The following is a 13,745-nucleotide window of genomic DNA, read 5'->3' as shown; positions in this document are numbered from 1 at the left end:
AAACACCTCACTTCAAACAACTTAACTGAATTAAGTAATTGATATCGGCATCTCTAAGTTGTTATTTATAATTCTGTCAAATTAGGAGCTAACCATTTTTCAGCATACTCCAACGTACAATTTCTACGTTGCGCATAATCCTTTACCTGATCCGTTTTGATTTTACCCAAACCGATATATCGGCTTTGAGGATGAGCAAAATAGTAGCCCGAAACCGATGAAGCCGGCCACATGGCAAGGTTCTCCGTTAAAACTACCCCCGTCCTATTTTCGACATCTAACAATTTCCATATCGTTTCTTTTTCTAAGTGATCCGGACATGCCGGATAACCCGGAGCAGGACGAATTCCCTGATATTTCTCTTGAATTAATTGCTCATTGGTCCAGTTCTCGATTCGGTCATAAGCCCAGATCTCCTTTCTGATCTTAGCGTGTAAATACTCGGCAAATGCTTCGGCAAATCGATCGGCCAACGCCTTAATCATAATCGAGGAATAATCGTCCAATTGCGCTTCATATTGTTTGGCTATTTCATCAACACCAAATCCAGTAGTCACACAGAACAAACCGATATAGTCCGAGATTCCACTGCTCTTTGGAGCCACAAAATCCGCTAAGGACACATTGGGCTTGCCTTTGGATTTTTGAAGCTGTTGGCGTAAAAAAAGTAAGGTATCCAGCACATTTCCCTCTTGATCATAGACTTCGATATCATCGTCATTAACCTGATTAGCAGCAAAGATTCCGTATACGCCTTTTCCGTTTAGGCTTTGGTTTCTTTGAATCTCCTCCAACATCTGTTGGGCATCATCCCACAAAATTTGAGCTTGCTCACCAACGACCGTATCCGTTAGAATTTCCGGATATTTACCGTGCAAATCCCAGGATCTAAAAAAGGGAGACCAGTCGATATATTCCGTTAGATCGGAGATGTTTACATCGATATTTTGTACTCCTAAAAAAGCTGGTTTAACCGGTGTATCTATAGTCCAATCCAACTGTAATTTGTTTTTACGCGCATCCGCTATACTCAAAAAGTCCTTTTCGCGAGCGCGGTTTAAATATCCCGTACGCAAATCGGCATATTCCCGTCTAATTTCCGAGGCATAATCCTGTTTTTTACTGACTAAATTACCCGCTACGCCAACCGCCCGCGAGGCATCATTCACATGCACTACCGAAAAAGAGTATTCAGGCGCAATTTTGACTGCGGTGTGTGCTCTAGACGTAGTGGCTCCACCAATCATCAACGGAATATCAATCTTTAAACGATCGAGTTCTTTGGCCAAATAAACCATTTCATCTAAAGATGGCGTGATCAATCCGCTTAAGCCAATTACATCCACTTTTTGTTCAATAGCGGTTTGAATAATTCGCTCAGGGCTGACCATGACCCCTAAATCAATGATCTCAAAATTATTACAAGCCAATACCACCGCTACGATATTTTTTCCAATATCGTGAACATCTCCCTTGACCGTAGCCATCAATATCTTACCCGAAGAATTGGAGCTCCCGTCCTTGGCTTTATCGATAAACGGCAACAGATATGCCACGGCTTTTTTCATCACTCGAGCCGATTTCACCACTTGCGGCAAAAACATTTTCCCCGCTCCAAATAAGTCGCCCACAACACTCATGCCCTCCATCAAATTGCCCTCAATGACTTGAATGGGTTTTTCCGCTAACAAACGCGCCTCTTCCACATCTAATTCAATAAACTCATCGATCCCCTTTACCAAGGCATGAGTAATACGGTTTTGCAAACTTTCATTCCTCCATTCTTTTGGTGCTTCCTGATGCGCACTTGATTCGTTTTGATATTGATCGGCAAAATTCAACAAGCGCTCGGTAGCATCATCCCTTCGATCCAACAATACATCTTCTACGCGCTCCAATAAATCTTTGGGAATCTCGTCGTATACCATCAACATCTCCGGATTGACGATCCCCATCGACAAACCGTGTTGAATACCATGATATAAAAAAGCTGCATGCATCGCCTCACGGACATAATTATTTCCTCTAAAAGAAAACGACACATTGCTTATTCCGCCCGAAACATTGACATAAGGCAAATTTTTGCGTATCCATTTTGTGGCCTCAAAAAAATCTAAGGCATTTCTCCGATGCTCCTCCATACCCGTAGCCACTGGAAAGATATTGGGATCAAAGATGATATCCTCTGCCGCAAACCCCACTTCGTCAACCAATATATTGTACGAACGTTCACAGATTTCGATGCGGCGTTGGTAAGTATCTGCCTGACCGTCTTCATCAAAAGCCATCACCACTACAGCCGCACCATATCTACGAATCAATTTGGCATGCTGCCTAAAGGCCGCTTCTCCCTCTTTTAAACTAATGGAGTTCACGATACTTTTTCCTTGCACCACTTTTAAACCCGCTTCAATGATTTCCCATTTAGAACTATCAATCATAATAGGCACTCTTGAAATATCGGGTTCGGAAGCAATTAGATTTAAAAATTTCGTCATCGCATACACTCCGTCTAACATACCCTCATCCATATTGATATCGATGATCTGAGCACCTCCATCAACCTGTGCCCGGGCTACCTCTAAGGCCTCCTCGTACTTTTCTTGCTGTATCAGTCGCAGAAACCGCTTAGACCCCGTCACGTTGGTTCGCTCACCGACATTGACAAACAAGGTTTCCGGTGTTACAATTAAGGGCTCTAGTCCCGATAATTTTAAATATTTATCTGTTGTATTCATTTGTAGCTTATATTTTCACATTAGGATTACACATCCGCTTCATCATCTTGGAACTGTGTTGATCTCCAAAACAGCCTAGCCATACTTGTGTGGTTTTTTTTACAAAAGCGAAAGCGTTAATTTCCTCGGTTTAAATTGTAGTGCCGTTTCTGCAATGAGGCGAATGTGATCGGGAGTAGTTCCGCAGCAACCTCCAACGATATTGACCAAACCGTCTTCAAAATACGCCCGTACCAGAGCTTCCATTTCTTCTGGAGTTTCGTCATACTGACCAAAGGCATTCGGCAAACCAGCATTGGGATAGGCTGAAATTGCCAAAGGTGTATTTCTAGCCAAAGTTTTTAAATAAGGATTTAGCTGATCGGCACCCAAAGCGCAATTCAATCCGATACTCAACAGGGGAATATGTGAAATCGAGATCAAAAAAGCTTCCACTGTTTGACCCGAAAGCGTTCTACCCGAAGCATCGGTAATGGTACCGCTGACCATAATAGGGACATCAACCCCGCGTTCCTCTTTAACCTCTTCTAAAGCAAATAAAGCCGCTTTAGCATTCAAGGTGTCAAAGATGGTTTCGACAAGAAAAATGTCGCAGCCCCCGTCTAAAAGTCCATCTGCCTGCTGTTTATAAGCCAGCCGCAGATCATCAAAGCTTACGGCGCGATATCCCGGATCATTCACATCTGGCGACATACTCGCCGTTCGATTTGTTGGACCTATAGCTCCCGCCACAAAGCGCGGTTTTAACGGTGTTTTTGCAGTATATTGATCTGCTGCTGTACGGGCAATTCTAGCCGATTCGAAGTTTAACTCATATACCAAGTCTTCCATGTGGTAATCCGCCATTCCGATAGTGGTACTCGAAAAGGTATTGGTTTCAATAATGTCAGCTCCCACTTCCAGATATTGCTGATGGATGTGCAAAACAGCTTCCGGTTGTGTCAACGACAACAAATCATTATTTCCCTGAAGTGGGTATTCAAACTCGCGAAAGCGATCTCCGCGATAATCCACTTCCGAGAAGTGATGCTTTTGAATCATGGTTCCCATGGCTCCATCCAAAATCAAAATGCGCGATTCTAAAGCTTTATACAATTGTTCATAACGATTTAAACGTTCATTTCCCATACTAACATGCATTAATTTTAATAAAAAAAGCCCCTTTGGAAGATCCAAAGGGGCTTAAACTAAAGTGGTTTTTCTAACTACTCGTCAACTTTTGGATACAACAATTCGGAGGCACATCATCATGTGCATCATCATCATACCGCTGTTTAAAGTAATTGTTCTCATATTTTTACTCAAAAAAAAAGCCCCTGAATTTCAGAGGCTTTAACTTTATATCTTCGTTAGATTTTAAGCAATAGCGACCTCTGCGGAATTTCTCCACATCATCATCATTGCCATATTTAATCTAGTGTTTGTCATTATTCTTATTAGAAGCTTCAAATGTATAAAAAAAAAAGTAAATTCCAACATCTAGATCTGTATTTGATAGAATACTACATCACATTCCACGTGAAATGTGTAACCGGAACCAAATTAAGAACCGTTTAAACACCAACATCTTTAAACAAAAAACCGGCTATCTACAGTTTGAGATAGCCGGTTTTTTAAAATAATATAGGTTGCTTATTTAAAACTAGCTTTTAAATATTCTCTATTCATACGAGCGATGTTTTCCAAAGAAATTCCTTTTGGACATTCTACTTCACAAGCTCCCGTATTGGTACAGTTACCAAAACCTTCATGATCCATTTGCTCTACCATGTTCAACACACGTTCTGTAGCTTCAATACGTCCTTGGGGTAACAAAGCGAATTGAGATACTTTTGCAGAAACGAACAACATTGCTGAAGAGTTTTTACAAGTAGCCACACAAGCCCCACAACCGATACAAGTAGCTGCATCAAAAGCGCGGTCTGCATCGTGTTTAGGAATAGGAATGTTGTTGGCATCTTGCGTATTACCCGAAGTATTTACAGAAATAAATCCACCTGCATGTTGAATTCTATCGAAAGAAGTTCTATCAACAACTAAATCTTTGATTACTGGAAATGCTTTCGCTCTAAACGGCTCGATGTAAATCGTGTCACCATCTTTAAACTTTCTCATGTGCAACTGACAAGTGGTGATACCACGGTCTGGTCCATGAGCTTCTCCGTTGATAAACAACGAACACATACCGCAGATTCCTTCACGACAATCGTGATCAAATGCTACAGCATCGTCGCCTTTCTCTACTAATTGGTTGTTTAAAACATCCAACATTTCCAAGAAAGACATATCAGGTTCAATTCCGCTGATTTTATAATCAACCATCTGACCCTTATCTTGGGCGTTTTTCTGACGCCATATTTTTAAAGTAAGATTCATATATCGAATTTTTACAGTGAATACTGATCTAAAAGAGATCTAATACTCAATATTATTTATAACTACGAGTTACCAATTTAATGTTTTCATAAACCAAGTCTTCTTTATGAAGCACTGATTCACTTGGATTGCCTTTGTATTCCCAAGCAGCTACGTATGCGAAGTTCTCATCGTCACGTTTCGCTTCACCATCCTCAGTTTGGTGTTCCTCACGGAAGTGTCCACCACAAGATTCTTCTCTATGCAAGGCATCTTTAGCAAACAATTCTCCTAGTTCTAAGAAATCGGCTACTCTTAATGCTTTTTCCAATTCTTGGTTAAAGCTGTCTGCACTACCCGATACTCTAACATCTTTGTAAAATTCTTCTCTTAAAACAGCAATCTCGCTCATCGCTTCGGTCAACCCATTAGCATTACGAGCCATACCTACCTTATCCCACATGATTTTCCCTAATTTCTTATGGAAATAATCTACAGAATGCGTTCCTTTATTATTCATCAAGTGATCAATCATATCGGTAACGTTTTTCTCTGCTTCGTTAAATTCTGGAAGGTCTGTAGGAATTTCACCTGTACGAATATCCTGAGATAAATAATCTCCGATCGTGTAAGGCAATACGAAATATCCATCACCCAAACCTTGCATTAATGCCGATGCCCCCAAACGGTTTGCTCCGTGATCTGAGAAGTTTGCTTCTCCGATACAGTAACATCCTTCAATGGTTGTCATCAAGTTATAATCCACCCAGATTCCACCCATAGTGTAGTGAACTGCTGGATAAATCATCATCGGTGTAACATATGGATCCTCGTCAACGATTTTCTCATACATTTGGAAAAGGTTTCCATATTTATTCTCCACTAGATCACGACCCAATTTGTAAACCAATTTGGCATCGTTTTCATCTAAATGCTGGATTCTCGCTTGCTCTTTCCCGTAACGTTCGATTGCAGAAGCGAAATCCAAATAAACAGCTTCTCCAGTAGCATTAACACCATAACCTGCATCACAACGCTCTTTAGCAGCACGAGATGCCACATCACGAGGCACTAAGTTACCGAAAGAAGGATATCTTCTTTCTAAATAATAATCTCTATCTGCTTCAGCAATTTGAGTCGGTTTTAATTTCCCTTCTCTAATTGCCAAGGCATCTTCTTTTTTCTTTGGCACCCAAATACGTCCATCATTACGAAGCGATTCCGACATCAAAGTTAATTTTGATTGGTGATCTCCTGTAACCGGGATACATGTAGGGTGAATTTGCGTATAACAAGGGTTTGCAAAGTAAGCACCTCTTTTGTGCGCTTTCCAAGCTGCTGTAGCATTAGAACCCATTGCATTGGTAGACAAAAAGAATACGTTTCCATAACCACCAGTAGCGATAACTACTGCGTGAGCAGAATGACGTTCGATTTTACCACTGATTAAGTTACGAGCGATAATTCCTCTTGCTTTACCGTCAACAACCACGATATCTAACATTTCGTGACGGTTGTACATTTTTATTTTACCACGACCGATTTGACGGTTCATAGCAGAATAAGCTCCTAAAAGCAATTGTTGTCCAGTTTGTCCTTTAGCATAAAAAGTACGAGAAACCTGTACACCACCAAAAGAACGGTTGTCTAAAAGTCCACCATAATCACGTGCAAAAGGAACTCCTTGAGCTACACATTGGTCAATGATGTTTTCTGATACTTCAGCTAAACGGTGAACGTTTGCCTCACGAGCTCTATAATCTCCACCTTTTACGGTATCGTAGAACAATCTATGAACCGAATCCCCATCACCTTGATAGTTTTTCGAAGCATTGATACCTCCTTGAGCCGCAATCGAGTGCGCACGTCTTGGAGAATCTTGATAACAAAAAGCTTTAACGTTATATCCTAACTCAGCTAATGTCGCAGCAGCAGAACCTCCAGCTAAACCTGTACCCACGATAATGACATCGATATTACGTTTGTTTGCAGGGTTTACTAAACTGATGTGATCTTTATATTCTGACCATTTCTTATCGATAGGTCCATTGGGAATCTTTGAATCTAATTTCATAATCAATTGTTTTATGACTACTTAATAAAATGAATGTAAATTGGAATGATAGCAAATAGCAAAGGCACGATAATAGAGAACCCTATACCTGTAGCTGAAATCAAACCATTATATCTAGGATTATTAGCCCCTAGAGACTGGAAAGCACTTTTAAATCCATGCATTAAGTGGAAGGCTAAAACCAACATTGAAAACACATAAAAAGCAGTAAATGCCAAACCGTATTTTGCATCTTTAAAAAAGGCAACAGTTATGGTATGCAAATCTTTGTACCCTTGTGCTATTTTAACTTTAGCAGTCGGATCATAAAAATCAGTTTTATTTTTAATTTCTACTCCATCTTTAGGCAAATATCCTCCTTGAGTGGTCACATAAAAATCTTGAGCCATACCCGGTTGTACCTCAATAGTCGTTGTGTGCAAAGGCATTTCTTCAAAATGCATCTTCGCCCAAAAATTCATCATGTGAGTGGCAATGAATACCAAGATTAACGTCCCCAAAACCGCCATGTTTCTCGACTGCCAAGCGCTGTTTGAAGCAGCATTGTTCTTGGCATAACCGATTGGTCGTGCTTTTTTGTTTTGGATTGTCAATAAAATTCCATCAATTGCGTGGAATAAGATTGAAATGTACGTTACGTAAGAAAGAATTTTTACCGCTGGATTGGAAGTCATGAACAAGGCATACTCGTTGAACTGCAACTGAGTACCGAAGATCAACTGAAGGTTACCTGCTAAGTGACCTACCAAAAACACGCATAAAAATAAACCCGTAAGAGCCATCCAGTATTTCTTACCGATTGACGACTTTAAAAGTGCAGATTTTGCCATAGTGTAATTTTAATAGTTTTCGTGAAAAAAATCAAAACAAAAATACAGTTAAATCCACACACTAACAAAGGAGCGTATTTATTTATATTCGGTATAAACAAGCTGAAACCCCTTTGTTTTAAAGGAAAAAAAAAATTACACTACTAAAAAAGCCAAAATGTTAACAAATATTTAAAAAAAACTAAAATGTTTTAGTCATATCCATATCTGTAACAATAATATAATCCGCTTTATCAAAATGTTCTTTTTCCAACTTAGAAAGATCTTGTTGAGATACCGTTGAAATCGTTAACACCTTTAAATCAGGACTATAAATATTCAAATACCAATTGATACCCTCGTAATTATCGCTGTGATAACTGCCGTTAAAATGCAAAAACAACGTATTAGGCACGTGATTCTTTTTTATAAAATATGCCATAGTAGCATCTTTTATCGCTTGTGCCTTGGGCAAATTATCATTTGCATGATCCTCAAACATTTTCATCATTTTAAGATAACCCGGCAAATTTTTATCATATGGAAATGGCAAAGGTGCCATCCAAACTTTTTCCTGATCGCTCAACAAATCCAAGGATTCAACCCCCTCTTTAAATACCTTACTCGCATACCTTCTCGGCACATTTGTAGCAAAAAAATCCAGGTTTTTATTCTTCGCCAAATCGACCAATGGCTTATAATCTGTTTTATAATTATTCCATAAACGCACCAGGGAATCCATTCCTTTTTGATCGACCTCACCAGCTAAATATTTATCCAATCCCGATTGATTGTCCGCCTCAAACATTTCAGCGCCAAACACAACAGCTTGTTTTTCTACCAATGCCTGAGCCAGTTTTAATTGCAACCAATGCACTATAGAATTATCGTGAAATTCACCAAAAAGTACCACGTCTTTTTTAGAAGCATCTTTAATCAGTTTGTTAAAGTTCGTTTGCTTTCCATCCTTGGTATATAAGACATATGGTAGCGGATTTTGAGCCTGAACCAATATCGGACTTATAAATATAATGAGGGCAATGATATACTGTTTCATGAATAGTTATTTTGTGTTTTTCAATATTCCTTAGCTCGCAATAGCCCTATAATAAAGATTTTAATCTATTATTGATATTTATAACGATTCTTCAGCCACCATCGATACCTTCAGTCAACTCGCCTTAAAAGCTCCAAATCCACCGATTACAACTAGATTTCACATCGGTTTAAAAGCGTATTAAAAGAAAAGTCTGTAACTTTGAAAAACCATGTAGGAATTAAACATCAAAATTATGAAATATAAACAGATAGACAGTAATTTATTTATTAAGAATAGAAAAAAATTCACAGCAGCTATGTCCCCAAACAGCATAGCCGTATTCAATTCCAACGATATATATCCTGTAAGCGCCGACAGCACTTTACCCTTTGCCCAGCACCGTGATATTTTTTATCTGAGTGGTGTTGATCAAGAGGAGTCGGTTTTAGTTTTGTTTCCAGATGCTCCCTTCGAGAGTCAACGAGAAATTCTCTTTGTACGCGAAACCAACGAGCACATCGCTGTTTGGGAAGGCGCCAAATTAACCAAAGAACAAGCCTTTGAAGTATCCGGTATCAAAACGGTATATTGGCTTGATGACTTCCAAAAGGTTCTAAAGGAATTAATGGCTTATGCCGAAACCATGTATATCAACACCAACGAGCACTATCGTTCTGCTGTAGAAACACAAACACGCGAAGATCGTTTTATCAAATGGTGGAAAGAAACCTATCCCGCTCACCGCGTTGCAAAAAGCAATCCGATACTTCAAAAGATTCGCTCGATCAAAGAACCCGAGGAAATTGCATTAATTCAACAGGCCTGCGACATTACCGAAAAAGGTTTTCGACGCATTTTGAATTTTGTAAAACCCGGAGTTTGGGAATACGAAATCGAAGCAGAATTAATACACGAATTTATAAGAAATCGCTCCAAAGGATTTGCCTATACCCCGATTATCGCAGCAGGAAACAACAGCAATGTACTGCATTATATTGAAAACAATCAGCAATGCTTATCAGGCGACATCATCTTGTTTGACACGGCTGCAGAATACGCCAATTACTCCAGTGATCTATCGAGAACGATACCCGTTAATGGTCGCTACAGCAAACGTCAACGCCAAGTTTATGATGCGGTATTACGCGTAAAAAATGAAGCTACAAAAATGTTGGCCCCAGGTACTCTATGGAGATCCTATCACGAAGAAGTAGGTAAGATTATGACTTCAGAACTATTAGGTCTCGGTCTAATCGATAAAGCCGATATACAAAATGAAGATCCAGCCTGGCCCGCTTACAAAAAATATTTTATGCACGGAACCTCACACCACATGGGTCTAGACACACACGATTACGGATTACTACACCTCCCGATGGAAGCCAATATGGTTTTTACCGTTGAACCCGGTATTTACATCCCAGAAGAAGGTTTTGGAATTCGAATTGAAGACAACGTTGTAATACAACAACAAGGAGAACCGATCAACCTTATGAAAAACATCCCAATTTTAGCGGATGAAATTGAGGATTTGATGAATTAGTAAAACAGTAACCGCTGAACAGAAATTGAACTGTTCAGCGGCTACTGTTTTCTTATCACTATTTTCTTGTTACTGTTTTCTAAAAACCGCTTGAGCCACTTTGACACCGTCCATAGCGGCAGATATAATACCACCTGCATAACCAGCACCTTCTGCACAAGGAAACAATCCTTTGATTTGAACATGTTCTAGCGTAGTCTCATCTCTAGGAATACGCACTGGCGATGAAGTTCTACTTTCCGTTGCCACAACTACCGCCTCTTCTGTATAATACCCACGCATCTTATTTCCAAATGAAACAAATCCTTGTTGCAAAGCAACACGTACTTCTTTAGTCAACACTTGATCTAATAAATTAGATGTGATCCCTGGTAGGTAAGAACAATCCGGTAATGAAGCAGACATTTTTCCACCGACAAAGTCAGTCATTCTTTGTGCTGGCGCTTTTAATTTACCACCACCCGCAGACCATGCTCTGCGTTCAATTAGTTGTTGAAATTCCATTGCCGCCAAAGGCCCCGTAAAACCGTATTGAGCAAAATCTTTTTCATCAACCGTCACCACCATACCAGAATTAGCATAAAGCCCATCGCGTTTTGACGGAGACCAACCGTTAACTACTAATTCCCCTTCATCCGTACTGGCCGGAGCGATAATCCCACCCGGACACATACAGAAAGAAAAAACACCGCGACCAGCTTCCTGACTTACTAAAGAATATGATGCCGCTGGCAATAAAGGATTTCTAGCTTCGCCAATTCCACAATGGTACTGCGTTTGATCTATTAACGCTTGCGGATGTTCAATCCGAACACCCAATGCAAAAGGCTTGGCTTCTATATAAATTTTCTTAGCATCCAACATTCGAAAAATATCGCGAGCAGAATGCCCCGTTGCCAAGATCAAATGATTCGTTTTAATTTTGATTTCATCGTTAAGCGTAATCCCCTTAAGTTGATCGCCCTCCACTTGAATATCAGTCAATTTGGTATCGAATAATACTTCACCTCCACATTCTTCAATTCCCTTACGCATATTGGCAATGATCGCCGGCAATTTATTAGTACCTATATGCGGATGCGCTTCTTGTAAAATATCTTCTGATGCTCCAAAATAATGAAACCACTGTAAACTTTTTATGATATTACCCCGCTTGGTAGATCGCGTATAGAGTTTTCCGTCCGAGTACGTTCCCGCACCTCCTTCACCAAAACAATAATTGGATTCAGGATTAACAATACCCTCTTTATTCATAGCCGCTAAATCACGTCTACGGCTTTGTACATCTTTTCCTCGCTCAATAATAATCGGTTTTAACCCCAACTCAATCAATTCCAAGGCAGCAAATAATCCCGCTGGCCCTGCTCCAGCAATATAAACTGGCTGAGCATTACTTACATTTTGCAGATTCGGAAAAAACTCAAAAGCATCTTTAAATACTTCGTCAACAAAAACATTGATCTGCAATTGCATCACAATATTTCTCGAACGCGCATCCAAGGATCTTCTAATGATTTGATAGGCATTGATCTTACTTATTGGCGCTTTAACAGCCTGTGCTATCCTCGCTTTAAGTATATTTTCATCTGCCGCTTCCGCAGGAGAAATTCGTAAACTGATATTTTGAGCCATTCTAAAGGAATAATTGACTGCAAAAGTAAGTTTTTTTTACGTCAAACGAAATAATAGTAGGCTATTGCGTCAGGGATGGTAGTGTTATCCTTTTGTGTAGCTTGCGCAACAAAAGATTAAACGTACAGCCCGATCCGAAGGAGACGCCAAAATAAAATATTTATTGATGACTCGTTACTTTTTTATAAATTGTACTTTTGCAGTTAACGGCTACACTCGATGATAACAAAACAAATTATTCACAAAAACACCACCCTCTCTTTTAAGGAGAGCGGTAAAGGCAATGCGTTGGTGTTTTTACATGGCTTTTTGGAAAACTCGTCTATGTGGGATGCTTGTATGAATTACTTTGAATCCAAGTATCGCGTTATTGCCATTGATTTACTTGGACATGGAGAGACAGGTTGCACGGGTTATGTACACAACATGGAGGACATGGCTGATGCTGTATACGCTATTATTTCCGAACTAAAACTTCGTAAGGTCACTTTAATAGGACATTCGATGGGTGGTTATGTTGCACTGGCTTTTGCCGAACTTTATCCCGATAGCGTACGCAGTTTAGCGTTAGTAGCTTCTACCTCACGCGCCGACAGCGAGGAACGTCAAATCAATCGCGATCGCGCCATGGAGTTAGTTAAGAAGAACAGTTCTATTTTTGTTACCATGTCTATTTCAAATCTTTTTGGAGAAGCTGCACAAAAACAATTCCCAAAAGCAATTGAGCTAGCGAAATCCGAAGCTTTAAAAACCTCCAAACAAGGTATGATTGCCGCACTGGAAGGCATGAAAATCCGCCCAGATCGTGAAGTCATCTTTCATTTTGCTCCCTATCCAATTTTATTAATCCTAGGAAAAAACGATACGGTGATCCCGTATGAAGAAGCCCTCGATCAAATTGAAGGAAGCCCCGTTCAACTAGTCAGCACTTCAGGCGGACATATGGTACACATTGAAAACGAAACAGAATTACTTGATGTTCTAGGAAAGTTTTTTAAGCTAAAATAGTTTTTCGTGATTCGTTTTTCGTGATTCGTAATCTGTGTGATCAGTAATCTGTGTGATCAGTAATCAGTGATCAGTAATCAGTGATCGGTGGAGTACTTACAAAACATAATGCTCTTAAAAGTCTATATGCCCATGCGCAGATACGCGAATTCGCTTTATCACGTAAAAACAGATCAGCCTTGCAACCTACCTACTTAAGCCTATATGCCCATGCGCAGATGTGTGAATTCGTTTTATCACGTAAAAACGGAACAGCCTTGCAACATATCTAATTTTAAGCCTATATGCCCATGCGCAGATATGCGAATTCGCTTTATCACGTAAAAACGGAACAGCCTTGCAACCTACCTACTTAAGCCTATATGCCCATGCGCAGATATGCGAATTCGCTTTATCACGTAAAAACGGAACAGCCTTACAACATATCTAATTTTAAGCCTATATGCCCATGCGCGTATCAGCGTATCAGCGTATCAGCGTATCAGCGTATCAGCGTATCAGCGTATCAGCGTATCAGCGTATCAGCGTATCAGCGTATCAGCGTATC

At 39.9% G+C, this 13,745-nt stretch carries 9 protein-coding genes; 2 read left to right on the top strand and 7 right to left on the bottom strand.

Going from position 1 to position 13,745, the window contains the following annotated elements; translation table 11 throughout:
- Window positions 1-65: 65 nt before the first annotated feature.
- From metH to L1275_RS04930, 6 genes are all read right to left on the bottom strand, one after another.
- Window positions 66-2,738, bottom strand: coding sequence for a methionine synthase (gene metH, locus L1275_RS04955; RefSeq protein ID WP_253470434.1), 2,673 nt, complete (start codon window positions 2,736-2,738; stop codon window positions 66-68).
- A gap of 99 nt (window positions 2,739-2,837) precedes the next feature.
- Window positions 2,838-3,866 carry a homocysteine S-methyltransferase family protein gene (locus tag L1275_RS04950; RefSeq protein ID WP_253470432.1) on the bottom strand — a complete coding sequence of 343 codons (1,029 nt, stop codon included), beginning with the start codon at window positions 3,864-3,866 and terminating at the stop codon, window positions 2,838-2,840.
- A gap of 504 nt (window positions 3,867-4,370) precedes the next feature.
- On the bottom strand, window positions 4,371-5,114 hold the full coding sequence (locus L1275_RS04945; protein ID WP_253470430.1) for a succinate dehydrogenase/fumarate reductase iron-sulfur subunit: 744 nt from the start codon (window positions 5,112-5,114) through the stop codon (window positions 4,371-4,373).
- Window positions 5,115-5,166: 52 nt separating this feature from the next.
- Window positions 5,167-7,167 (bottom strand): fumarate reductase/succinate dehydrogenase flavoprotein subunit, encoded by a 2,001-nt coding sequence (locus L1275_RS04940; RefSeq protein WP_253470428.1) that lies wholly within the window; start codon window positions 7,165-7,167, stop codon window positions 5,167-5,169.
- A gap of 17 nt (window positions 7,168-7,184) precedes the next feature.
- On the bottom strand, window positions 7,185-7,997 hold the full coding sequence (locus L1275_RS04935) for a succinate dehydrogenase cytochrome b subunit (RefSeq protein WP_253470426.1): 813 nt from the start codon (window positions 7,995-7,997) through the stop codon (window positions 7,185-7,187).
- A gap of 181 nt (window positions 7,998-8,178) precedes the next feature.
- Window positions 8,179-9,033 (bottom strand): ChaN family lipoprotein, encoded by an 855-nt coding sequence (locus L1275_RS04930; RefSeq protein ID WP_253470424.1) that lies wholly within the window; start codon window positions 9,031-9,033, stop codon window positions 8,179-8,181.
- Between the two features lie 235 nt (window positions 9,034-9,268).
- Here L1275_RS04930 and L1275_RS04925 point away from each other — a divergent pair, with 235 nt between their 5' ends.
- Window positions 9,269-10,558: an aminopeptidase P family protein gene (locus L1275_RS04925; RefSeq protein ID WP_253470422.1), complete on the top strand. Its 1,290-nt coding sequence runs from the start codon at window positions 9,269-9,271 to the stop codon at window positions 10,556-10,558.
- Window positions 10,559-10,627: 69 nt separating this feature from the next.
- On the opposite strand, the gene L1275_RS04920 is transcribed toward L1275_RS04925, so the two are convergent.
- Window positions 10,628-12,190 carry an NAD(P)/FAD-dependent oxidoreductase gene (locus L1275_RS04920; protein ID WP_253470420.1) on the bottom strand — a complete coding sequence of 521 codons (1,563 nt, stop codon included), beginning with the start codon at window positions 12,188-12,190 and terminating at the stop codon, window positions 10,628-10,630.
- A 219-nt stretch (window positions 12,191-12,409) separates the two neighbouring features.
- Here L1275_RS04920 and L1275_RS04915 point away from each other — a divergent pair, with 219 nt between their 5' ends.
- Window positions 12,410-13,198, top strand: coding sequence for an alpha/beta fold hydrolase (locus L1275_RS04915; RefSeq protein WP_253470418.1), 789 nt, complete (start codon window positions 12,410-12,412; stop codon window positions 13,196-13,198).
- Window positions 13,199-13,745: the final 547 nt, after the last annotated feature.

The sequence above is a fragment of the Flavobacterium sp. HSC-61S13 genome (assembly GCF_024171535.1).
Lineage (GTDB): Bacteria > Bacteroidota > Bacteroidia > Flavobacteriales > Flavobacteriaceae > Flavobacterium.
This window is presented reverse-complemented; position numbering and strand designations above follow the sequence as displayed.